This is a genomic window from Candidatus Baltobacteraceae bacterium (assembly GCA_036489885.1).
Classification (GTDB): domain Bacteria; phylum Vulcanimicrobiota; class Vulcanimicrobiia; order Vulcanimicrobiales; family Vulcanimicrobiaceae; genus JAFAMS01.
Map to the genome: position 1 here is coordinate 595,300 of DASXEW010000003.1, position 22,422 is coordinate 617,721.

23 protein-coding genes are annotated in these 22,422 nt (G+C 62.4%); 12 read left to right on the forward strand and 11 right to left on the reverse strand.

The window, feature by feature from the left end; translation table 11 throughout:
- Positions 1-8 precede the first annotated feature (8 nt).
- The 7 genes from VGG22_08825 to VGG22_08855 all read left to right on the forward strand — a co-directional run bounded on the left by VGG22_08825 (position 9) and on the right by VGG22_08855 (position 6,655).
- Positions 9-749 carry a hypothetical protein gene (locus tag VGG22_08825; GenBank protein HEY1728460.1) on the forward strand — a complete coding sequence of 247 codons (741 nt, stop codon included), beginning with the start codon at positions 9-11 and terminating at the stop codon, positions 747-749.
- Positions 750-974: 225 nt separating this feature from the next.
- Positions 975-1,991, forward strand: a complete 1,017-nt coding sequence (locus VGG22_08830) for a dipeptide epimerase (protein HEY1728461.1) — start codon at positions 975-977, stop codon at positions 1,989-1,991.
- A gap of 185 nt (positions 1,992-2,176) precedes the next feature.
- Positions 2,177-3,604, forward strand: coding sequence for a peptide ABC transporter substrate-binding protein (locus VGG22_08835; protein HEY1728462.1), 1,428 nt, complete (start codon positions 2,177-2,179; stop codon positions 3,602-3,604).
- 7 nt (positions 3,605-3,611) lie between these two features.
- Entirely contained in the window at positions 3,612-4,475 is an 864-nt protein-coding gene (locus VGG22_08840) for a C39 family peptidase (protein HEY1728463.1), read from the forward strand.
- The gene (locus VGG22_08845; protein HEY1728464.1) at positions 4,472-4,987 is read left to right on the forward strand and encodes a tRNA (cytidine(34)-2'-O)-methyltransferase; all 516 of its coding nucleotides are present in this window, start codon (positions 4,472-4,474) and stop codon (positions 4,985-4,987) included. Before VGG22_08840 ends, VGG22_08845 begins: the two co-directional genes overlap by 4 nt.
- A gap of 14 nt (positions 4,988-5,001) precedes the next feature.
- A complete protein-coding gene (locus VGG22_08850; protein HEY1728465.1) occupies positions 5,002-6,195 on the forward strand; it encodes an SLC13 family permease in 1,194 nt (397 codons plus the stop codon).
- Positions 6,196-6,205: 10 nt separating this feature from the next.
- Positions 6,206-6,655, forward strand: a complete 450-nt coding sequence (locus tag VGG22_08855; protein HEY1728466.1) for a hypothetical protein — start codon at positions 6,206-6,208, stop codon at positions 6,653-6,655.
- Here the strand turns inward: VGG22_08855 and VGG22_08860 are convergent.
- Complete coding sequence (locus VGG22_08860; protein ID HEY1728467.1) at positions 6,551-7,852, reverse strand: MFS transporter; 1,302 nt, start codon at positions 7,850-7,852, stop codon at positions 6,551-6,553. The two genes, VGG22_08855 and VGG22_08860, sit on opposite strands and share 105 nt — an antisense overlap.
- Before the next feature lie 57 nt (positions 7,853-7,909).
- Here VGG22_08860 and VGG22_08865 point away from each other — a divergent pair, with 57 nt between their 5' ends.
- Both VGG22_08865 and VGG22_08870 read left to right on the forward strand, forming a co-directional pair.
- Positions 7,910-8,587: a uracil-DNA glycosylase gene (locus VGG22_08865; GenBank protein ID HEY1728468.1), complete on the forward strand. Its 678-nt coding sequence runs from the start codon at positions 7,910-7,912 to the stop codon at positions 8,585-8,587.
- Positions 8,587-9,312 (forward strand): hypothetical protein, encoded by a 726-nt coding sequence (locus VGG22_08870; GenBank protein ID HEY1728469.1) that lies wholly within the window; start codon positions 8,587-8,589, stop codon positions 9,310-9,312. The genes VGG22_08865 and VGG22_08870 overlap by 1 nt, the downstream gene beginning before the upstream one ends.
- Here the strand turns inward: VGG22_08870 and aspS are convergent.
- The 4 genes from aspS to VGG22_08890 all read right to left on the reverse strand — a co-directional run bounded on the left by aspS (position 9,296) and on the right by VGG22_08890 (position 13,905).
- A complete protein-coding gene (aspS, locus tag VGG22_08875; protein HEY1728470.1) occupies positions 9,296-11,086 on the reverse strand; it encodes an aspartate--tRNA ligase in 1,791 nt (596 codons plus the stop codon). The two genes, VGG22_08870 and aspS, sit on opposite strands and share 17 nt — an antisense overlap.
- Entirely contained in the window at positions 11,079-11,954 is an 876-nt protein-coding gene (locus VGG22_08880; GenBank protein HEY1728471.1) for a glycosyltransferase, read from the reverse strand. The genes aspS and VGG22_08880 overlap by 8 nt, the downstream gene beginning before the upstream one ends.
- Before the next feature lie 119 nt (positions 11,955-12,073).
- Complete coding sequence (locus tag VGG22_08885) at positions 12,074-13,054, reverse strand: glycosyltransferase family 9 protein (GenBank protein ID HEY1728472.1); 981 nt, start codon at positions 13,052-13,054, stop codon at positions 12,074-12,076.
- Positions 13,054-13,905: a glycosyltransferase gene (locus VGG22_08890; protein ID HEY1728473.1), complete on the reverse strand. Its 852-nt coding sequence runs from the start codon at positions 13,903-13,905 to the stop codon at positions 13,054-13,056. The genes VGG22_08885 and VGG22_08890 overlap by 1 nt, the downstream gene beginning before the upstream one ends.
- Before the next feature lie 76 nt (positions 13,906-13,981).
- Here VGG22_08890 and phnD point away from each other — a divergent pair, with 76 nt between their 5' ends.
- The 3 genes from phnD to VGG22_08905 are packed head-to-tail and all read left to right on the forward strand — an operon-like array spanning position 13,982 to position 16,886.
- Positions 13,982-14,842, forward strand: a complete 861-nt coding sequence (gene phnD / locus VGG22_08895; GenBank protein HEY1728474.1) for a phosphate/phosphite/phosphonate ABC transporter substrate-binding protein — start codon at positions 13,982-13,984, stop codon at positions 14,840-14,842.
- Positions 14,839-15,534 carry an ATP-binding cassette domain-containing protein gene (locus VGG22_08900; protein HEY1728475.1) on the forward strand — a complete coding sequence of 232 codons (696 nt, stop codon included), beginning with the start codon at positions 14,839-14,841 and terminating at the stop codon, positions 15,532-15,534. Before phnD ends, VGG22_08900 begins: the two co-directional genes overlap by 4 nt.
- The gene (locus tag VGG22_08905) at positions 15,531-16,886 is read left to right on the forward strand and encodes an ABC transporter permease subunit (protein HEY1728476.1); all 1,356 of its coding nucleotides are present in this window, start codon (positions 15,531-15,533) and stop codon (positions 16,884-16,886) included. The genes VGG22_08900 and VGG22_08905 overlap by 4 nt, the downstream gene beginning before the upstream one ends.
- Here the strand turns inward: VGG22_08905 and VGG22_08910 are convergent.
- Genes VGG22_08910 through rfaE1 form a run of 6 tightly spaced genes read right to left on the reverse strand, consistent with a single transcriptional unit; the run spans position 16,870 to position 22,383 of the window.
- Positions 16,870-17,895 (reverse strand): glycosyltransferase family 9 protein, encoded by a 1,026-nt coding sequence (locus VGG22_08910; protein ID HEY1728477.1) that lies wholly within the window; start codon positions 17,893-17,895, stop codon positions 16,870-16,872. The two genes, VGG22_08905 and VGG22_08910, sit on opposite strands and share 17 nt — an antisense overlap.
- On the reverse strand, positions 17,880-18,860 hold the full coding sequence (locus VGG22_08915) for a hypothetical protein (protein HEY1728478.1): 981 nt from the start codon (positions 18,858-18,860) through the stop codon (positions 17,880-17,882). Before VGG22_08915 ends, VGG22_08910 begins: the two co-directional genes overlap by 16 nt.
- On the reverse strand, positions 18,841-19,752 hold the full coding sequence (locus tag VGG22_08920; GenBank protein HEY1728479.1) for a glycosyltransferase family A protein: 912 nt from the start codon (positions 19,750-19,752) through the stop codon (positions 18,841-18,843). Before VGG22_08920 ends, VGG22_08915 begins: the two co-directional genes overlap by 20 nt.
- Positions 19,749-20,960 carry a hypothetical protein gene (locus VGG22_08925; GenBank protein HEY1728480.1) on the reverse strand — a complete coding sequence of 404 codons (1,212 nt, stop codon included), beginning with the start codon at positions 20,958-20,960 and terminating at the stop codon, positions 19,749-19,751. The genes VGG22_08920 and VGG22_08925 overlap by 4 nt, the downstream gene beginning before the upstream one ends.
- A gap of 2 nt (positions 20,961-20,962) precedes the next feature.
- Complete coding sequence (locus VGG22_08930; GenBank protein HEY1728481.1) at positions 20,963-21,451, reverse strand: adenylyltransferase/cytidyltransferase family protein; 489 nt, start codon at positions 21,449-21,451, stop codon at positions 20,963-20,965.
- Positions 21,448-22,383, reverse strand: coding sequence for a D-glycero-beta-D-manno-heptose-7-phosphate kinase (gene rfaE1, locus VGG22_08935; protein HEY1728482.1), 936 nt, complete (start codon positions 22,381-22,383; stop codon positions 21,448-21,450). The genes VGG22_08930 and rfaE1 overlap by 4 nt, the downstream gene beginning before the upstream one ends.
- Positions 22,384-22,422: the final 39 nt, after the last annotated feature.

Sequence of the window (22,422 nt, forward strand, 5' to 3'; positions counted from 1 at the left end):
TCGTGCCGATGCGCCTGGCTCTTTCCACGACCGCATTCGCCCGCGCGCTCGCCGCCGGTGAACTCACGCAGCTCGAGCTGCTCGATGCCTGCGCCGGTGAGCTGCACGTGGACGGCGTCGTGCTCGATGCGGCGCAGTTCCCGCGTCGCGACGCCGACTATCTCGCGCAGATCAAGAAATTTTGCGCGGACCTGGCGCTGACGATCGTCGCGGTCCGCGACGACGCTTTGACGGCGAGCGAAAGTTCGGCGCTCGTGCTTGCATCGCACCTCGGCGCGCCGTACGTTCTGACTCGTATGCCCGAGCGCGGTAACGATCCGGTGACGCGCTGGAACGAAGCACTCGGAATCATTGCGCGCGCAGCGTCCGAAGCCAAGAAGCTCAACGTAACGCTCGCGGTGCGCAATGTGCCGGGATCGCTTGTTGCGGACAACTTCGAGTTGGGACGCTTACGCAAAGAAAGCGATACCGCATGGCTGTGCTTCGCGCTCGATCCGCTCGCCCTCGGCGCGGCGCCGGACGAGAAAGTGCGCAAGCATCTCGTCCTGGCGTACACGGACTCTGATGCCGATCAAGTCGTGCTCGAACGTCTGGCCGAGTTCGGCGGATTCTTATGCGTGGACGCGAGCGACGGATCCGGTCAGCTGCAGAGCATCACGCGGCGATTGAGCGCTTGGCGCAGCTCGCTTGCCGAAGCAGAATTGCACGCACGACAACCGAGTGTCGCCGAACCGCACGTGCCGTCTTGATGCCTGAATTGAGGACCTGCTCTCGCAGGTGGGTGCGGCCCGGGCGCTAGGGGACATCAGTGTGACGTCCCACCTATCGTATCCGGAGCTTGTGCTCCCGGTGGTTTTAACGTTGGCCCAGCATCTGACACCTGCGCGAGCACGCGCAGAACAGCGACCCCTATTATCCCACCTAACGTCAAGCGGTCAAGGGCTTGACAAACGAGATCGGAAGAAGCCCGCTTTATGCCCCTTGACCTCCGGCTCCAAGCGCTTGAGTTGCCGCTCAAACACCCGTTTACTATCGCGCGAAGCAGCGAAGACATCGCGCGCACGATCGTTTTTCATTTGCGTTGGAACGACGTCGACGCGCTTGGCGAATCGGCGCCGACGCCGCGCTATCATGAAAGCGAAGCGACGATACGCGAGCACTTCGCGCAGCGGCCTCCGTCCGGCGACTCGCCGTATCTTCTCGAATCGATTCTCGACGGCCGTCCGCCCGCAGCGCGCTGCGGTCTCGATCTCGCGCTGCACGACGCAATCGGGAAAGACGTTGGTCGTCCGCTTTGGCAGCTGCTCGGTCTCGATCCGTCGCGCACACCGGTTACTTCGTTCACGATCGGGATTGCGCCGATCGACGAGATGCTCGCGAAAGTGCGAGAAACCGGTTCACACCCAATCCTCAAGATCAAACTCGGTCTCGGTTCCGAGATCGAAACGATCGAAGCGATTCGCGGCATTTATCAAGGAGCTATTCGCATCGATGCCAACGAGGCGTGGAAACCCGATCAGGCCGTGTCGATCTTGCACGAGCTGGAACGTTTCGAGATCGAGTTCTGCGAACAACCGATTCCAGCCGGCTCTCCCGCGAAGCTGCGGTATATTCGCGAACGCACGCGCATACCGATCGTCACCGACGAAGACAGTAAGGACGCAAACGATCTTGGGGCGCTGGTCGGCTGTGTCGACGGCGTCAACATCAAGCTCGTCAAGTGTGGCGGCATTCGCGCCGCACTCGCGATGATTCACACGGCGCGCGCGCTCGGCTTTCGCATCATGCTCGGCTGCATGGTCGAGAGCGCGATCTGCTCGACTGCGGCTGCGCATCTCTCGCCACTCGTTGATTGGGCCGATCTCGACGGGCCGTTTCTCGTGGCATCCGATCCATTCGGCGGTATCGTCTACAATCGCGGCAAGATCGTGCTGCCGACCGCTCCGGGTCTCGGCGTCGTCGAACGCAAACCCGAGATTGCCGCGCACTGAGGCTCGCACTCCTCGCACTTACACTTGCACTCGTAACCGGCTGCGTTGCGCCCTCGAACGTAAGCGGCGCGGGCGGACGGCATTCGTGGACGCTGCCCGGTCACGTACGCTACGGCTCGCCGGATGAGCCGGATTCGCTGCTCGAGTTTTACGCGCACACCGCTGCCGCCGACGAAGTCAGCAATTTGCTCTTCGCGCCGGTCTTTCGTTACGATGCACAGGGCAATTTTTTACCCGAGCTTGCGACTAAAGTTCCAACATACGCGAACCACGGCATCGCGAAAGACGGAAAAACGATCGTGTTGCACTTCCGCAAGGGCGTGCAGTGGGCTGACGGGGCGCCGGTCACGGCGCACGACCTTACGTTCACCTACGCGCTGGTCATGAACGATCGCACCAACGTCAAGCTGCGCGAAGGTTGGAACGACATTGCGTCGCTCGTGACCCCGGACGACTACACCGCAGTCGTGCGCTTGCGCCGGCCGAACGCCGACATCATCGGACTGTGCTTTAGCGGCACGGCGTACCCGTTGCTGCCGCAGCATCTGCTCGCGAAAGTCCACCCAGAAGACTTGCAGCGCAGCGCGTACGCAAACGACCCCGTCGGAAGCGGTCCGTTCGTTCTCGAGAAGTGGAATCACGGCGCATCGCTCGAGTTCGTCGCCAACGCACGCTATTGGCGAGGACGTCCGAAGCTCGATCGTTTCACGTGGAAGGTCATACCGAACACCGAGACACTCTTCGCGCAGCTGCAAAGTCATGAGATCGACGTCTACGACGGCGTTGCTCCGACGCAGATCGGGCGGCTCGGAGCGATCCAAGGCGTTCACGTGGTCCACCGGCTGATCGCAAACCTGAAACACATGACACTCAACGTTGCGCGCCCGAACCTGCGCGACGTGCGCGTCCGTTTGGCGATCGCAGAAGCCGTCGACTGGGATCGCATCAACACCGATATCTATCACGGCTACAACGAACGCGCACGCAGCGACATCCCGCCCAACTCATGGGCGGCGCCGAACGTGCCGTTCTATCCGCACGATCCCGCGGACGCCGGACGATTACTCGACGCTGCCGGCTGGCATGCCGCAGCTGACGGCTTCCGGCACAAAAACGAAAAGCGGCTCGTGATCGAGATCGCGAGTGCGACCGGGAATCAGCCCAACGAGCAAGCCGAGGTGCAGATCCAAAGCCAGCTGCGCTCGGTTGGCATCGACGTGCGGATTCGCAATTATCCGGTCAGCCTGCTCTTCGCGCGCAATGGTCCGCTCTACAGCGGAAACTACGACACGTCGTGGTCGACCGACACGCAAGGCCCCGATCCCGACAACGAAGGCTCGTGGGGCGCGAAATTCATTCCCCCGAACGGAGCGAACACGTCCTGGCTCGACGATCCGATCGTGAACCGGACGTCAGCCGAGCAGCTCCTCACCTACGACCGCAGCGCGCGCAAAGCGATCGTACAAAAGGAAGAGGCGCGCATTCACGAACTTGTTCCGTCGATCTTCCTTTATTGGGAGAACGGCTACGCCGCATACAACGATGATTTGAAGAACTACAAGCCTGCGGAGTATTTCGTGAACCTATGGAACTCGTGGGAATGGGAGATCTGAGGCCTCGATGCCGCTGATCTTCGATCCGAAGCCTCGCGCCAAAGTCGTCCTGCGCTGTCCGCCGACCCGCCGCGGCATCATCTCGTGGAACGGGTCGGAGACCGAGGGTGGCCTCTCGATCCGCGCCCGTTTCACCGACGAGAGCTGGAGCGCGCCGCTCCCGTACGTCAGCTGGAGCGGCGACGAGCGTGTCTCGCTGGGTGGACGCGAACCGCGCGCACACTTCGAAATCGACATGCTGCTTGCACAAGAGCCGTTCACGGCGATCGAAACGCAGTCGTCCGCGAAGCTCGACGCGATCGTGCTTGCGACGCCGCCGGAAGGGGCCCCGCAAGATACGCCGCTCGAGCCGATCGAGCTCAACGTTCCGCGTCTCTCGCAATATGTGGGCGATCCCGGGAGCGGGTGGTGCAGTCCGGCGTCGCTCGCGATGCTGCTGGTTGCAAATGCGGTCGAGACCGACGTCGCGCGAGCCGCTGCAGCAACCTACGATCAAGCCTATCGCGGCACCGGCAACTGGGCGTTCAACGTCGCCTACGCAAGCCGTTTCGGTTTGCGCGCGTTCGTCGCGTTTCTCCGCGATCTCGCACACGCGCGGAAGTTTTTGGTCGAAGGCGTCCCACTCGCACTTACACTCGCGTGGAAGAACGGCGAGCTCGACAATCCGCCGTTGCCGGAAACCGACGGACACTTCGTCGTGCTCTGCGGCTTCGCCGCGAACGGCGACCCAATCGTCAACGATCCGGCGCAACCGACGATTCGCGTTACCTATCCACGCGCGCAGTTTCAACGCAATTGGCTCAGTCATGGCGGAATCGCCTACGTGATCGCGCCGCCCGACAAACCGACGGTCGAGATCGCCAACGCGTGACAGCGCAACCGCAGGGACGCGTCGTCTCCAGCGGCGACGTCGCCGCTGCGCCGCTACACATCGTCCTCGTCGAGCCGCTGATTCCACCGAATACGGGTAACGTCGCGCGTCTGTGCGCCGCGACCGGCTGTGCCCTGCACCTCGTCGAGCCGCTCGGGTTCTCCATCGACGATCGCGAGCTCAAGCGTGCGGGCCTCGATTATTGGGAATACGTGCGCGTAGTGGTCCACGATTCGCTTGACGCCTATCTCGCAAGCACGGCCTCACCGCGCTGGTTCGTGGAAACGCATGCGCCGCAACGATACGACCAGGCCCCATACACGCTCGGCGACGCGCTGATCTTCGGTACGGAGACGAAAGGCTTGCCGCGCGACATTTTGGAACGTGAACGCGAGCGTGTCGTCGGCGTGCCGATGCGCACCGGAACCGTTCGCAGCTTGAATCTCTCGACGACGGTCGGTATCGTCGCGTATGCAGCCCTGGCGCGACTCGGATTCCCATCGCTGGAGTAGTTCTCGTAATCGCGCTGGGCGCGATGTTGCTGGTCGCGCTTGGACCGCGGCGGATTCCAGCATGGATTTGGCCGGTCGCAGGGGCGCTCGCGCTTGTTGCGCTCCGGTTCGAACCGCCGCGCGCCGCGCTGGGTGCGATTGCAGCGCAGTGGAACGTTCTCGTCTTCATCTTCGGACTAATGCTGATTTCGGCCGTTGCAGACATGAGCGAACTGATTGCATGGGTTGCGGATGCGCTTGTGGTTGCGGCACGCGGCTCGCGACGGCGTTTGTTCTGTTATATCTTCGGCAGCGGAGCGCTGTTGACGGCGATCATGGCGAACGACACGACTGCGATCGTCTTTACGCCGATCGTCTATAGCGCCGTCGCCGGTCGCGGTATCGACGCGCTGCCGTTCTTGTACGCTTGCACGTTCGTCGCCGACACGGCCTCGTTCGGTCTTCCATTTTCGAACCCGGCGAATCTCCTCGTCATCCCTCGACCGGAGTTCATCCCGTACATCGTTCATCTGTTCGTTCCGATGCTGATCGCGACGGCGCTCAATCTCGCCGTGTTTCTTGTGCTTTTTCGCCGTCTGTTGCGCGGACGATACGAGTGCACGCAGGCGAGGCCACTCGATCGACGCATGCGCGCGACACTCTTGACGATGCTCCTCGTCGCGTTTGGTTATCTCGCGGCAATGGCCGCGAACGTTCCGCTCGGTCCGGTTGCACTCGTGGGCGCAATCCTCGTCGTGATCGCTGCGAAGGCGAACCCACGCGCGGCGCTCGAGCAGGTTGGTTGGAGCACGTTCTTGCTCTTAGCCGGACTGTTCGTGCTGCTCGACGCGGTCGTTCATCAAGGCGCGGTTGCGTGGGCGCTTGCAGGTTTGCACGACGCCGCGCGCGGCGGTCCGCTGGGTACGTTGCTCGCCGCAGCGTTTGGCTCCGCCATCGCCGCGAATCTCCTCAACAATCTTCCCGTTGCGGCAATGTCGGGTACCGTCATCGCGCATAGCGCGTCGACACATCTCGCCTATCCGCTCATCGCTGGGATCGATCTCGGTCCGAACATGTCCACGACCGGATCGCTCGCGACAATTCTCTGGCTCTCGATCGTTCGCAGGCGTGGATTGCACGTGAGTCCATTCGAGTATCTACGGCTCGGCTTGTGCGTCGTCCCGGCTGCGTTGCTCCTCACATGTCTCTGGCTCTGGATCGTCAAATGACGGAGGAAACATGGCAGTTCTCGCCATCGCGCTGGACGGCATCGAAGACGAACGTCTGATCGACGCCGCCATTCCTTGGACTTCGCATTTCGAACGCGCCGAGGTTTGGTGCGCGTACGGCGATCGCGCCATGCGTGAGCTCGAACATCAACGCGAACGTCACGGACGTCCGCCTCCGCCATCGCACCACGCACCCCACGGTCCGGATCCGGATCGCGCGCAAGCCGAAGCGATCGCCGCGCACGGCCGCGAATTACTTCAGTCGCGCGGAATTGTAGCGACTACGCGTATTCTCGGTGACCGCGATCCCGGTCACGCGCTGGCTGCAGCGACCGAGCCCAACGTTACGGTCTTGTTAGGCGCCGGGCACCGCGGCGGGATCGGTCCCAAGTCGATCGGCCACGTTGCGCGATTCCTCATCGACCACGCTCGTGGACCGGTTATCGTTCTTCGCCTTTGAAATCGGCGGCAAGAACGAAGCAGCGATCAGTGCGGCTAGCGCAAAGCCGCCGATCGCGAAAAGGACCGGCGTCAAACCGTGCGTATCGCCAAGCCGTCCAAGAAACGGCATCGCGAACCCGCCCATCGATATCGCGAGCCCGAGCGTAACGCCTGACGCCGTGCCGATGCGGGTCGGCAAGTAATCCTGTCCGAGCACGATCGTTACGCTCTGACTGAGCTGCATCAGGAAACCGAGCGCGATGAACAAGAGCGCGATCTCGACGAGCGATGCGCCCGAACCCGCAGCCCAAGCAATGACCGCCGTGAACGCCGCGGCAGCCGACATCGAGATCATGATCAGCTTCCGGCGATCGACGCGATCTCCCAGACGGCCGCCGGTGATGACGCCCGCTGCTGCGGCGATCAGCGTCATCGCGAGCACGGCGTTCGCTTGCGCTTTCGTTGCGCCGAGAACGGCGATGCAGAACAGCGGCGTAAACGTCATGACGCCGAAAAACACGACCGAGCGCATCACGATTGTCGTGGTCAAGAGCGCAAAGGCCCCCCAGCGATCGCCGCGTTCGCTCGCCGACTTGAATTTCTTGGGCGCTTCACGCAACGACGCGAAGCGACGCATCTCAACGAATGCAAAGAACAAGGCGTACAGCACGCCGGGAACCATGATGAGCCCTGTGCCGTGCAAACCGATCAAGAGAATCGCCGGCGTTACCAGGATCGGCCCGGCCGCGAAACCGATGTTGCCGCCGAGACCGAAGAATCCCATTCCCGTCGCACGCTGCGAGCCGGACAGCGCGTTTGCGGCGCGCGCTGCTTCGGGATGAAACGCGGCACTCCCGACGCCGGCGATGAGCGTCGCGCCTAACAGCCACGTGAACGTTGGGGCAAAACCAAGCAACACCGTACCCGACATGCCGCACAAGAGCGCAGCCGGAATGAGCCACGGGATCGAGCGCTTGTCCGTGATGTAACCGAACAGCGGTTGAATCACCGACGACGCAATCGTCAACGAAAGAACGAGACTTGCGGCGGCCGCGTATGAGAGATGCCGCTGCGCGATCAAGAACGGCAGGATCGCCGGAACGATCGACTGGTTCATGTCATTGAAGGCGTGCGCCGCGACGAGGAAGCCTATCCCACGGCGATCAAGGGGACGCGGCTGTGAGGAGGGCGCTACGAGCGCCGCTGCTGCGGCCATGGAGGCAATGTTCCCACGCGCTCGCCGATCCGTCAAAGACTTTCGCCGACCCTCAGCTTGCTCGAGCGCAGCGTCGTCGAGTGCCGGCGGTGTCCCGAGTTGCGCCGCTATTGCGCGAACGTCGCGCGCGAGAAGAAACGCGCGCACCGCGACTTCGAGTACTGGGGCCGCCCCGTCCCCGGTTGGGGCGATCGTAACGCCCGCGTCCTGATCGTCGGCTTGGCGCCCGGAGCACACGGTTCGAACCGCACCGGACGCCCGTTCACGGGCGACGCATCTGGCGAGTGGCTGTACCGTGCGATGTATCGCGCCGGGTTTGCAAATCAACCGCATTCGATCGACCGCAACGACGGTTTGCGTTTGAGCGGCGCATACATCACGGCCGCAATCCGCTGCGCGCCCCCGCAAAACAAACCGACGCCCGAGCAGCGCCGCCGCTGCTTCGACTATTTGCGCGGTGAGTACGACGCGCTGCATCCAAGCGTCATCATCGCGCTCGGGAAAATCGCCGACGACTCCGTCCACACGCTCTTGCGTGAAGAGCACACCTATCTCACGCCGCGCGCGCCGTTCAAGCACGGCGCCGAAACGCGCGTGCAGACGCCGAACCGACGCGAGGTCTTGGTATTAGCTTCGTATCATCCCAGCCGGCAAAACACCAACACCGGAAAACTTACCGAACCGATGCTGGATCGGATCTTCGAACGTGCGCAGGAGCTTCTATGCGAAAATTGATGGCTACGTTGATCTTCCTGGTGCTGGCAACGGCGCCGGCATTTGCCGACAGCGAAACCGACGTCGGCGTACTCGCAGCTGCCGCATACGGACAACACGTCGGAGCCGGCAATCCGACGCCGGTCAACGGTGTCGCACCCGCTGCTTTGCTCGAAGTGACGCAGTACATCAACAACATTCAATTACACGTCGAGGGCATTCCGGCGATAACGGCGACCGGGGTCGGCGCCGGTGGTCCGTTCGGGCGCTCGTCGGCCACGATTAGCTTGCTCGACGCACTGCTGATGGTGAACGTCGATCCGAACCGGCGCTTTCGTTTGGGAACGGGCGTGCAATTCATCAATCTGCGCAACTTCAATGGAAACGACGGAAGCACGAACAGCGCGCATCTCGCCAACGTGATCTATGCGGCCGGCTCGACGCTGCCGCTATCCAATCACCATTTTCTCGAGCTCACGACGTACGTGCTTCCCAACGTTCGGACCAATCTCGCGGTCTTCAACGCGGCCGGAATGGCGCAACCCAGCGAGCCCGAGCAGGGCGCGGAGGTCTATTACAACGCCGCCTATGGCTGGACGCGCGGACGCTCAACAATGCTGCTTGGACTCGCAGGGTTGAACTACCACACACGCAACACCAACAACGGTTCACTGGTCGATCGTAACGTCGGCGGCGCGGTTACCCTCGAATACCGCTATCGATTCGGGGCTACGGTTTCGCCGTAGCTTCCTTTACCGTAATACCAAGCTCGCGCAGCGATTTCTCCGGAACGCCGGACGGCGCTTCCATCATCAAATCACGCGCGCCCTGATTCTTCGGAAACGCAATGACGTCGCGAATGCTCGTCTCACCGCACGCGAGCATCGCGATGCGGTCGATGCCAAGTGCCATTCCGCCGTGCGGCGGCGCACCGAAATCGAGCGCGCGAATGAAGAACCCAAAACGGTCCTCGATCTCGGCTTCGCCCATTCCGAGCATCTTAAAGATTTTGCGCTGCATGTTGGGATCGTGGTTGCGAATCGATCCGCTTCCCAACTCGTAGCCGTTGAGCACCATGTCATAGTGCTGTGCGCGCATGGCAAGCGGATCGGTATCGATCAGACCCTCTTGTCCGGGCGCAGGCGCCGTGAACGGATGATGTGCGGGCGCAATCTCGCCCGTTTCCGGATCGCGCTCGCACCACGGAAAGCCGACCACCCAGCAGAACGCGAACTTTTGCGGATCGCGCGCGCCAATGCGTTCGCCGATTTCGTTGCGCAGCCGCCCCGCGACGAGCAGTGCTTCTTCCGTCGCATCCCCGACGAGCAGAATTGCGTCACCCTGCTGCGCGCCGCTTCGTGCGCGCAAATCCGCCGTGAGCGTATCGGTAAGAAAGCGCTGAATCGACGAACGCGTTTCGCCTTCGCCGAGCGCAATCCAAACGAGGCCTTTTGCACCGAGCGTCTTCGCGGTCTCGACCAGCGCGTCGAAATCGCGACGCGAAAGCGAGCCGCCGCCGGGATAGCGTAGCGCGACGACGCTGCCTTTGCGGGCTTGACCGTTCTGCTCCGCCAGCGTCCTGAATAAGTTGAACTCGGAGCTGGCAAATGCATCGGTTACGTCTGCCAGCTCGAGATCGAAGCGCAAGTCGGGCTTGTCGCTGCCAAAGCGCTGCATCGCTTCCGCATGCGTGAGTCGTGGAAACAAGTCGTGGAGCTCGATCCCGAGCGCGTGCTTCCACGTGTACTTCATCGCCGATTCCATCGTCTCGAGGACGTCTTCTTCGGTGACGAACGACATCTCGACGTCGAGCTGCGTAAACTCAGGCTGCCGGTCGGCACGTTGATCTTCGTCGCGCATGCAGCGCGCGATCTGCATGTATCGGCCCACGCCCCCGATCATCAGGATCTGCTTGAGCATCTGCGGGGATTGCGGCAGCGCGTAAAACTGCCCGTTGTACAGCCGGCTCGGAACGAGATAGTCGCGTGCACCTTCCGGCGTCGCCTTGATGAGCATCGGCGTCTCGATCTCGAGAAAGTCGCGTGAATCATAGAAGTCACGAATCGCTTTGACGATCTTGTGACGCACGGTGAGATTGTGCTGCATCCGGGGACGGCGCAGATCGAGATAGCGGTACTTGAGCGTCAGGCTCTCGTCGACGCGTTCATCCGACGTAATTTGGAAGGGCGGTGTCTCGGCACGCGACCACACGTGAATCTCGCCGGCCGGCAATTCGATCTCGCCGGTGGGCAATTTTTTGTTCTCAGTCCCAGCCGGCCGCGCGCGCACGCTTCCGCGCACGCGCACGACGTCTTCACTGCGTAACGATTCCGCCAAACTGAACGTGGCCGGATCGGCCGGATCGAACACGGCTTGCGTGATGCCGTCGCGATCGCGCAGATCGATGAAGATCAGTCCACCGTGATCCCGGCGGCGATGAACCCAACCGTTGAGCTCGACGGCCTTGTCGATATCGGCGGCCCGGAGCGCGCCACAGGTGCGTTTGATGAATTTACTCACTGAGTGCGGCTTTGATCCCTGAGATGTAGTGATATTGATAGGCAATCGTTCGAGCCAGGGGCCAGGTTGCGGAACGCCGGTCCAGCCAGTCCCGAATTGCGGGTGTGCGCTCGAGCAGACTGTGTACGCCGAGGGAGAGCGGGGTCATTCCCAATCTCAGCTTGACGACAAATGCCGGATGCTTACGGTAGAAGCGCACCGTCGAGCGCCCGGCCAGCTCCATCTTCGACTTCTGATCCTCGAACCCGACGTCTTGCAAATGGTAGTTGATGGCTTTGGGTTCGTAAACGATCCGTACGCCACTCGTTTCCAAACGATATCCAAGCTCGAGATCCTCGTGGCCATAGCCGGTGAAGCTCTCGTCGAACCCACCGACGGCGTCGAGATCTCTTTTGGGAACCGAGGCGTTGCCGGTGAGAAAGTACAGCCACGAGAGCCGCTTACGATTCGGCGGATGCAGCGAGTCACGCGACGGCGCCCGGGCGCTCTTTGTGAGAAACTCGTCGTACGAGCGGACTTGCACCTCGAGTCCGACCACGGCGGACCTTCCGGTTTCGTGCCGCCTGAGATGCCGTTCGAGCAAATCACGCGACGCGATGATGTCGCTGTCATTGAAAAGAATGATCCGCCCGGTTGCGGCCGCAATGCCTGCGTTGCGTGCGCCGGCGCGACCCGTGTACTTGCCCGGCATGTGGCGGACGCGCGGCTCGCGCGCCAAATATTCCGCCGTGCCGTCGGTCGAGTTCGAATCGGCGACGATCACTTCGTAACGCTCCGGCGCGATGCTCTGCGACATCAGCGACGGGATTACGTGCTGGAGCGTCTCGAGACGATTGTAGGTCGGAACGACGACGGAAATATCGATCATTCTAACGGCGCTCCGCCCCAGGCTCCGCGCCCCCCACGCTTCGCGCGGGGCCCCCCAACCGTCGAGCCCGTGAGGATTTCGATAATGTAAGCATGTCCCGAGAGGGCTCGTAACAACATTTACTTCAAAAGCCGGCGTACCGCATCGACGATTTCGCCGCGCAAAGCTGCGAGTGCCGCCGCATCTTCCGTCGCTGGCTTACGCACCAGCGCGTATGGGACGCCCCAAGGCGCCCACTCCTGCGAGTTGAGCCGGAAGTAGCGGTGTTCGAACAACACGACCGTCGGCCTGCGCACGGCGCTTGCGACGTGTGTTGCGCCGGTATCGACGGTCACGACGCACGCGCTGCGCTCAAAGGCTGCGGCCCACGCATTGAACGAGAGACCACCCGCGATCCGATCGATCTTTGCGCCGGCAAGTTGTTTCGCAGGCTGGTTCATTTCATCACCGTAGGTGACCACGATCGGCCGGTCGAGGACGCGCAGCTCTGCGATCAGCGCGATCAAATTCTCAAGCGTACTTCCTTCCTTCAGCCAGCGCTCTGCAAAGTGTACGGTGATTGCGCCTTCGGGCAGATCCGCCACGGCAGCGCGATCTGCATCCGACACCGGTAGCTCTAAATCGTAGACAAGCCGCTTCGCGCCGGCCCGTTCTGCAAGCGCGAGCACCTGCAGTACTTCGTGACGCACGGGATACGGATTGTAGCGATCGGCAAGACGCGGATCGGCTTCCGATATGAGTACGTCCGTCAGATCACGGTGGGCTGCGAGGCGCGCCAAGACGCGCGACACGTACGTGTATCCGATCCGGCGGCGCGCGCGCGTTGCGCCGACGAGCCGGATGTCGGCCGTGCGGGGTGCGAGCGCAATTGCGACGTCGAAGCGGCCGTGAAACGTTCGACCGAACGCACGCGGATCAACGCCGGCCGGAAGGGTCTCCAAGTAGTTGACGTCGTGATTGTTTTGGACGACGACGCGGTTGTAATCGGAGCACACGAGCGTGATGCGTGCTTCGGGAAAAGAACGCCGCAGCGTTGCGATCGCGGGCGTGGAAAGAATCAAGTCGCCGACGCGATCGGTCCGCGAGAGCAGGATGCGCATTAGCTTCCGCGTTCGAGCTCGTCGAAATACGCGTCCGACGCCGCCCGGTCGACGCCGCGCTGCACGTGCAGCGCGTGACCGATACGGTGCAGGGAACGCTGCACTTTCGTATTTCCGGTTGCGAGCCGCACTCGCCAACTTGGATGCTTTTGCTGCAAGATCAAAGCCGTGCGAGCTTGCGCGCGTCTCTGGCGAACGATGTCATCGACGGCGCGGTCGCGTTCGGACTTCGGCTTGTAGTGAAACGCCACCGCGTTCCGGTTGAACGAACCGCGAATTCCGGCTTCTCGCAAGCGCAGACCCAGCTCGATGTCTTCCCAACCGTATTCCGAGAACGTTTCGTCGAACCACTGACGTTCGCCGAGACGAACGAGATCGAGACTCCGGCGTGACGCCGAAACGTTGCTCGTCCAAAACCAATTCGCACTATAGTTCTTCGGCGTCCAAAACGGGGCAGGCAGATGGTCGAAGGTCTCGACCTCTATGACGGCGCCGCGCACGACCAAATCCGGATTGCGCTGCGCGGCCCGGACGTGCTCGGCGACGAGGTTCGGCATCGGCAAGACGTCGTCGTCGATCAAGATGATGCGCTCGCCGATGGATGCAGCGATTCCGGCATTGCGCGCCGCAGCCAATCCCGCATTGGCTTGCGAGACGACCGTAAAGGGTACACGCGCGCGCACTTTGGCAGCATCGATCACAAGGTTCGTGCCGTCACTCGAACCATCGTCGACCAGGACGACTTCATATGCGCCTGGCGCGACGTCTTGCTCGAAACACGCATCAAGGACACGCGCAAGCAAATGCGCGCGATTGTAGGTGCAGAGCTGGATCGTTGCTGCGAGCGGCACGCCGTGCGGCTTCGGGAAGGCATCGGACGAGTCCGTCGGAAAACGCCCGACTCTCTTGCATATGAAAGGAGACCCCTTGACACATCGGCTGACGCGTCAAAGCCTGCTTCAGGTTATTGGCGCCGGCTTGCTCTTGGGCAGTGGTACCGCGCCGGTCGGCGCGGCTGCGGCGCTGCGGATCGGGATGGTACCCGATGCCGGCGCGACGCAGGTCTCAATCGACGAGAAGGCTCCACTGCGGGATTATCTCACCATGAAAATCGGGAAGCCGGTCGAGCTCGTCATCCCAACAAACTACAACGCAACCGTCGAGGCTCTCGGAAACGGTTCGCTGGACTTCGCATATCTGGGCGGTCTTACGTACGTCAAGGCGCATCAAGCGTACGGAGTCATTCCGTTGGTGCAGCGCGCGAGTGACCGTCAGTTCCATTGCCTCTTCATCACGCAGACAAACTCGTCGATTCAAAAGCTGACCGATTTACGCGGAAAGAAGTTCGCATTCGGCGACGTCGCGTCGACGAGCGGGCATCTCATGCCGGATTACGCGCTTCGCAACGCCGGTGTCGATCCCGACAAGGATCTCACCGTGCGCTACACCGGCAATCATCCGGCGACCGCGAAAGCAGTCGAATCGGGGGCGGTCGATGCGGGCGCAATCGACGAGAGCGTTTACAAGTCGTTGATCGACGGCGGACAAATCGACAAGACAAAAGTGCGCGTGTTCTACACGACGCCGCCCTTCGTCGACTATGTCTGGGTTGCGCGCAAAGACATGGCTAAGGCCGACCAAGATAGCCTTAGCAACGCGTTTCTTTCGTTGAAGGAACCCAGCGACGACAAGATCCTCTCGATTCTTCGCGGGACATCTTTCGTGCGAGCCGACGACGCGGAATACGCCACGCTCCGAAGCGTCGCGACACAACTCAAGCTTCTGTGATCGAACTCCGGGACGTCGTCGTGCGCTATCCGGGAATGGCCCGGGCCGCGCTCGACGGCGTTAACCTGGAGATAGCTTCAGGTGAGACGGTCGCCCTCGTCGGGTCGAGCGGCAGCGGCAAGACCACGCTGCTGCGTACGATCAATGCGCTTGTTCCGGTCACATCGGGAAACGTGATCGTCGACGGAACACACGTCGAATCGTTGCGCGGAAAAGCCTTGCGTGCCATGCGTACGCGACTCGCGTTCATCGCGCAGCATCACGATCTCGTCGATCGTCTGCGCGTCCATCAGAACGTCATGGCCGGCGCGCTCGGACGTTGGAGCGCAATGCACGCTCTGCGCTACCTTGCGGTTCCCCTTCCCGCGGAGCTCGAAGAGGCCCGAGCGGCGCTCGAACGCGTGGGGATCCCGGACAAGCTGCGCGCCAAAACTTCGGACTTATCGGGCGGCGAGCGGCAACGCGTTGCAATCGCGCGTGCGCTCGTGCAGCGGCCCGAAGCAATTTTAGCCGACGAACCGGTTGCATCCCTCGATCCGCAGCTGGCGAGTCAGATTCTCGAGCTGCTCACCGCGCTGGCACGCGAAGGGGGCTTGGCGCTCGTGTGCTCGCTGCATCAACCGCAGTTGGCCGAGCGGCATTTCGATCGCATCGTGCGCCTCGAGCGCGGGCGCCTTCTGCGCGCGGCGTGAACTTTTTTCCGCCGGATCTCTCCGCGCACTATCTGACGTATCTGTTCGTCCCAGTCGCGCAGACGATCGGGATGGCGTGCGCGGGGATGCTGCTCGCGTTCCTTTTCGGAACGCCGCTGGCCATCATCGTAGCGACGCGCGCACCCGGTGCGCGAGCAATCTCCGCGGTTCTCGCGGCGCTGCGCGCAATACCCGACCTGACGCTTGCGATTCTGGCGGTTGTCCTACTCGGACTCGGTCCGGCCGCGGGCATCGCGGCGCTGTGGATCTTCTACACGGCGATGATCGGGAAGGTCTTCGCTGAGCTGCTCTTGGCCGCACCATCCGCACCGATCGACGCGCTGCGTGCGACCGGAGCACCGCGGGCCGCCCTCGCCGCATTCGGGATGATCCCGATGATGTTTGCAGATTTGCTCACGTTTGGAATGTATTCGTTCGAATGCGCGATGCGTGCAGCAATCATCGTCGGTGCCGTCGGCGGCGGCGGGCTCGGAACCGAGCTCGTCGGAACGATCAACGCCCTCGACTATCATCGCGCGGCGACGCTGATCATCGTGCTGGTCGCGTGCATTGCCGCCGTCGACGTGTTCGGAATGTTCGTACGACGCCATCCTCAAGCCGCACTCGTCTTGATACCGCTGGGCGTCATCACGCTGTGGATCGATCGACCTCAGCTCTTTGCAGTCGGGCACGCCGTCACGACGTTCGCTGCCATGCTTCCACCGCAGCTGAACCCGCAGGAACTCGCGGCGCTTCCCAATCTGTTGTGGCAAACCGCCGAGATTGCAATCTTCGGAACGGCGCTCGGCGCCGTCATCGGATTCCTCATCGCGCTCGTCGCGGCGCGTGGAATCGTCCCGCTTGCAATCGTGATTGTGACGCGCCGCGTGCTCGACACGTTGCGCGCGATCCCTGAGATCATCTGGGGTTTGATTCTGGTCGTCAGCGTCGGCGTCGGCCCGCTCGCCGGCATCTTTGCGCTGGGGTTGCACTCCGGCGGTGTACTGGGAAAACTTTATTCGGAAGCCTTCGAAAATGTCGACCGCTCGCCGGTCGCATCGATTATGGCAACCGGCGCGCCGATGCCGGCAACCGTTGCGTTTGCCATTGTCCCACTCGCGCTCGGTCCGATCGCGGTGAATACGCTCTTTCGCTTAGAGTGGAACGCGCGCGCCGCCGCCGTCGTCGGAATGATCGGCGCAGGGGGGTTGGGCCAAGCGCTGTTTCTTGCGCAGCAGCTCTTCTTTTACAAAACGATGGCGGCATACGTCGCGATCACGTGGCTCATCGTCTTGATTTTCGACACGCTCGGCGATCGCATACGCGGCCGCAGCATTACGGCAATGACGTAGGTCCCGCCAGCACGCGGTCGACGGCCGCGGTGATGGCGGAAAATCCGAGTGCGCTGACGCACGCAAAATTCGGACACGTTTCTTTGCGATGCAAGGGTGGACAGGCATACGTGCCGCGCACGATCGTCGCGTGCGCGCCGAGCGGCGCCCAGCGATCGGGTTCGTCCGACCGCAACGCAAAGATTCCGGCCGTCGGCCCACCCGTCGACGCCGCCAAGTGCATCGGTCCGCTGTCCATCGCAACGACGAATTGCGCGCGCTCGGCGAGCGCCGTATAGCCGCGCAGCGAGGTCATCCCCGCGATATTGATTGCAGCCGCGTTGCGCGGCATGAACGCACGAGGCTCGGTGCGCGCTTCCGCAAACATGCGCTCTACCAGCGGACGATCTTCGCGCGAGCCCGAGACGAGCAGCGGTAGCTCGTAGCGCTCGACGAGCACGTTGATCAACCGGCCAAAAGGCTGGACGGGCCAGCGCTGCGGACGCGTGATCCCACGCGTCGGATGCAGAATCGCAAATTGTCCGCCAATGCGAGCGCGATCGAGGAGCGCTTGCGCCTCGGCGCGATCCTCGGCACCCAGTGTGATGCGCGGTTGCGTATCCGCCGTGTCGCATCCGAGCGCACGTGCGTAGTCGAGCAAGATCTGGGTCCAATGAGTCGTGCGATCGCCGAGCTCGCTGCGAACGGCAACGCGCTTGGTGAACAGCATAGAGTACATCCGCCGGGCTTGCCCGACGCGCTCCGGGACACGCGCAAGCACCGGAATCATTGCGTTTTCGAAGGTCGCCCAGGTGCAAACCGATGCGTCGTATGCACGCGTGCGTAATGCCGAAGCCGATGCGTCCTCCAGAATCAGAGTAATGTCCGGGTTGCCGCGCAAGATCGAACGATGCGCGGGCGCGGCCAGCACGTCGACTTCCGCATAGCGGGTTCGCAACGCTCGCGCGACGATGCTCGCGAGGAACGTATCGCCGACACCACCGCCGACCGAAATTAGAAGCGCGCGCACAAATCACGTACCGCGGCAGCGACGGGCGCATCGCGTCCCGCAACGAGACATGCATGCGGCGCGGCCCAGGGTTCCCATCGGACAATTTCGGAGCGCGCCCAGGGGACGTCCGGAAAAAGATCGACGCATGGCGTCCCCGTCATTCCCGCCACGTGCGCAGCTCCGGTATCGGTCGTGACGAGGACGCGAGCTTCTGCGATCGCGCGTTTCCAAGCGCGCATACCCTCGTCGCCGTCGAAGACCGTTGCGTCGATCGTCTCGGAGTCGTCGAGAAACTCGCGCAAGGCTCGAATCTCACCGGCTTCCTCACCGCTGACCAGTAGACGCACGGGCCCAAGCGGCCGCAGTTCGCGCACGATCGCACCCAAGAGCGCGCGCTCGATCCCCATCGCCGCCCACTTCGGACCAAGCTGCACGGCGATCGGAGCATCGGGTGCACGTGCCGCCGCCCCGTCGACGACCAGCGGCGATAAGCGCGCAGCCTCGCGCGGAGGCGTTGGTTCGTCGTGCAATCCTTCGCCCAAACGAAAGAGCGTCTCGACTTCGTGTTCGCGTGCGCGCTTCGCGGCCGCCGAACGTACGATGGCGTGATCGAGAAGACGGCGTGTCGTCAGACTCTTGAGCGGCTTTTCCCATCCGTTGATGAATCCGACACGCCGCCTCGCACAACGGCGAGCGAGAATGTACGCATCCGGCTCTTCCGACGCCACAAGCGCAAGATCGTACCCGATCCCTCCGGCAGCCGTTACCGCCGCTTCCACATCTTTTTGGGCGTGACCGTGCGCCGGCCAGGGATTGCGCTCGAGTATATGGGTCCACGCAAATGTGGGCCGCGCAAAGACGGCGGCATTACGCTGCGTGAGTGCGATACCGAGATCGTGTCCGGCCGAGCGCAGTACGGCGATCAGAGGCGTACAGGCAAGGGCGTCACCAATCCCGTCGAGCCTAACGACCAGGATCTTCATTACGACTCGATTTCGATTCCCCGAGGGGGCCCTTAAATTTCATTTCCTTGTCCAGCTGTTGCAAATATAGCCCGTCGAGCAACCTGTTGCGCGCAAAGCCGATGACGGACGATGGCAGCACGTCGCTGCTGGCAACGCCGGCGAGAAACGGAAGCAACGGAGCAACGAGATTTGCGCGCGCGAGATTGAGGGGATACGCGCCGGTCGCGAGTTTGGTACGTAGCGTTGGACTCTTTTGCACGAACCGCGCCGCCATCGTGGCTTTCTCGACGGTCCTTCGAATCGCAAGCTCGAGCGGCTCGGGCGGCTTGATGTGACACAAGAATGCATCCCAAGCAAACGCGTGCTCGAGCCCGGCGTTGCGCAGTCGCAGGCCGAGCTCCGTGTCTTCCCACCCATACAGATTGAACGCCTCATCGAAGCCACCGACAGCATCTAGCGCGACCTTCGACACCGAAGCGTTGCACGTGCAAAAGAATGCGCTCGAATAGTTCGAGGCGGCCGGACGCGGACGGTGCGTATAATCCGGGACGTTGAGGATCGGCCCGGTGACGACGCGCGAGCGTCCGCCGCGATGTTTGCCGGCGTGCGCAGCGATGAAATTCGGCGGCAACCACACGTCGTCGTCGACGAACAAGATCAGCTCGCCGGCGGCGGCCGCGATACCCATATTCCGTGCCAATCCACGATTCGCGCGACCAGCCTCGATCCGACGCAAATGATATGGAACGATCTCGACCGCATCTGCAACGACTTGCGGCGTCCCGTCCGTCGAACCGTTGTCGGCGACGACGACTTCGAATTCGGGCGCATTGCGCTGTTGTCCGAGCGACTCGAGCGCACGCTGCAGAAACAAGGCGCGATCTTTGGTTGCAATGACGATCGAGATCATGCCGCGAGCGCCTCCGCCATCCGCTCGGCGGCTCCGCGGTGGCCGATGTACAACGCGCGCAGCGCATCTGACGTCGACGCACGCCATGCCTCGTCTCGATACCGTTCGACGACTCGCTGCGCGACATAACCCGGCGTCAGCGTGCCCGTAAGTTCGGGGATCAGCTCGCGTTCCGCATCCATATTCGGCTGCGTGAAGTATGTGAAGCGCTTCGTGTATTGAAGCACCAATTGGCGTTTGAGCGGCGTTCCAATGAACGGCACGCGTTCGACGTATTGAAGCGGTCCGTTGATGACGGCAGCCTCGGGTGCGTTGAACGGAACCGTCGCGAGCATCGGCACGCCGAGAGCGGCTAGCTCGATCGTCTTCGTACCGGGTATCGTCACCACCATACGAGCGCGTGTCGCCGCATGCATCGCGTGACGTACGACCGCGAACTCTTGGGTGCGATCCTCATTTTGAAGAAAGAGTATTCCGTCGCGTTCCGCGACGTAGCCGCGCGCACCATAAACGGTGGGAAGGCCGCCTTTCTCGAGCGCACGTGCGACCTCGTCCGCGGTCGTAAACGGCGACAGTCCGAAAACGATCGGGATCTCGGGATCGGTCTCGCGGATGCGTAAGGCAGCGCGCAAGAAAAATGGAACCAAATTGGCGATCTCTTGACGCCGTGAGCCCGGCATGATCACGATTCCGTCGGTTGCAAATGCGGTCGCCGGCTCATCGCCGGTTTCGACCTCGCGAAACGCAGCGTCGATTGCAAGATTGCCGACGATCGTGATCCGTTCCGGCGGCGTTTTCCATTCGACGAGCTGCGTACGATTACGTTCGTCGACCGCAAAGACCCGCGCGAATTGCGTACGATAGCGTGGACGCGAAAACTTGTACGAGGTCGTCTCGGCGTGCAGGCGTTTGCCGATGTGCGTGGCGTGCATCAAATCGCCGCCGAGGTACTGCACGCGATCGGCTCGCGCGGGCACCCCATCAACTTTCCCGCCGAGCGCAAATCGGATGTATTCGCTCGGCCGGAAGACTTGCAGCTGTGGAAACTCAGCGCGAGCGACTACGGATTCGCGGCCAGTCGCAAAGTCATCCGGGACGAAGAATACGCTAGCCTGCAAGCTCGGGTCACGCGCGTACAACGCCGAGAGCAGCGGCCGCAGCCAGCCCGCGTACTCGCCGGGACCGTTGACGGTGAATGCGATCTTCACGGTTAACCGCCTTGGCGGTCGATGATTCGCGCCGCGAGATCGGTCGTGCTCTTCCCGGAGGCGTGCGGCGCAAGAACGATGCGTCCGCCGAATCGCTCGATGACGATTCGTTCCGGTAGGTCTTCGATCCGGTACTGTGCGCTCTTGACGTGAATGTCGGGACGCAAGCGATCGAGGATCGTCTCGGGCGTCAACTCGCCGAAACCGACGACCACATCAACGCAACGCAGGCCGGCGAGCACGTGCGCGCGATCGTCGAACGGAACGAACGGCCGCGCGGGGCCTTTGAGCCTGCGCGTCGAGTCGTCGCTATTGAGACCGACGATGAGCGCGTCGCCTTGGGCTCGCGCCCACTCGAGATAGCCGACGTGTCCGGCATGAATCAGATCGAAGACCCCATTGGTGAAAACCACGATGCGTTTGTTGGCGCGCTGCAAGTCGCGCCATGCCGCAGCCGCATCCGGTGTGAGGATGCGCGAACCTTCGCTCACCGTTCGCTCGCTTCAAGCAGCGCGACGACTTCTTCGGGGGAGGCCGTTGCCGTTCCAAGCTTTTCGACGACGACGCCGGCCGCGAAATTCGCCAGCTGCATCGCCGAATGAATCGTCACACCGGCCGCGAGCGCGCAACTGAGCACCGCGACGACGGTATCGCCGGCACCGCTGACGTCGAACACGGTTCGCGCCGCAGCCGGGACCGTGAGATGTTCGCCGTCGCGACCGTAGAGCGTCATGCCGTGTTCGCCCTGCGTGATGAGCACGTACTTGCAACTCAGGCGCAGCAGCAAATCACGCGCAGCGCGCTCGAGCGCCACGTCGGAATCGACGGGCATCGACATGATTTGCGCCGTCTCCGCAGAGTTCGGGGCAACGCATGTGACGCCGGCAAATAAGTCGATATTTGCGGGCTTAGGATCGGCGACGACGACCGGCGCAACGAGCGCGGCCTCGACGATCGGACGCGAGAGCAGGCCTTTTGCGTAGTCGGAGAGCACGACCGCGTCGGCGTCGCCGACGCGTTTTTGGACTTGTTCGACGACGCGCGCACCCTCAGCGGCGGAAAGCGAAACGGTCGTCTCCCAATCGGCCCGCACGACTTGTTGATTGTGCGCGACGATCCGCGTCTTGCGCGTCGTCGGACGGTTCGCGACCTGCAACACACCGCTCGCATCGACGCCCAGCGCCGCAAACATCTCCTTGGCGCGAATTCCCTCGCTGTCGTCGCCGACGACCCCGACGAACGCTACCGAAGCGCCGAGCGCGCGCAAGTTATTGGCGACGTTTCCGGCTCCGCCCAGGGTGAACGTGTGCCGTCCGACCTTTACGACGGGAACCGGCGCTTCGGGCGAGATGCGCGAGACGTCTCCCCAAATCCATTCATCGATCATCAGATCGCCGACGACGAGGATCCGTTTGCCGCGCATGCGCGCGAAAAGTTCGCGCGCGCTGGGCGGCGCCAGAGG

Excerpts from the sequence above, each read along its gene's own strand:
- VGG22_08920 (HEY1728479.1), bottom strand. The coding sequence starts at position 19,752 with ATGATCTCGATCGTCATTGCAACCAAAGATCGCGCCTTGTTTCTGCAG.
- rfaE1 (HEY1728482.1), bottom strand. The coding sequence starts at position 22,383 with ATGCGCGGCAAACGGATCCTCGTCGTCGGCGATCTGATGATCGATGAA.
- VGG22_08880 (HEY1728471.1), bottom strand. The coding sequence starts at position 11,954 with ATGATCGATATTTCCGTCGTCGTTCCGACCTACAATCGTCTCGAGACG.
- VGG22_08885 (HEY1728472.1), bottom strand. The coding sequence starts at position 13,054 with ATGCGCATCCTGCTCTCGCGGACCGATCGCGTCGGCGACTTGATTCTT.
- VGG22_08855 (HEY1728466.1), top strand. The coding sequence starts at position 6,206 with ATGGCAGTTCTCGCCATCGCGCTGGACGGCATCGAAGACGAACGTCTG.
- VGG22_08870 (HEY1728469.1), top strand. The coding sequence starts at position 8,587 with ATGGCTACGTTGATCTTCCTGGTGCTGGCAACGGCGCCGGCATTTGCC.
- VGG22_08915 (HEY1728478.1), bottom strand. The coding sequence starts at position 18,860 with ATGAAGATCCTGGTCGTTAGGCTCGACGGGATTGGTGACGCCCTTGCC.
- VGG22_08860 (HEY1728467.1), bottom strand. The coding sequence starts at position 7,852 with ATGGCCGCAGCAGCGGCGCTCGTAGCGCCCTCCTCACAGCCGCGTCCC.
- VGG22_08825 (HEY1728460.1), top strand. The coding sequence starts at position 9 with ATGCGCCTGGCTCTTTCCACGACCGCATTCGCCCGCGCGCTCGCCGCC.
- VGG22_08840 (HEY1728463.1), top strand. The coding sequence starts at position 3,612 with ATGCCGCTGATCTTCGATCCGAAGCCTCGCGCCAAAGTCGTCCTGCGC.
- VGG22_08830 (HEY1728461.1), top strand. The coding sequence starts at position 975 with ATGCCCCTTGACCTCCGGCTCCAAGCGCTTGAGTTGCCGCTCAAACAC.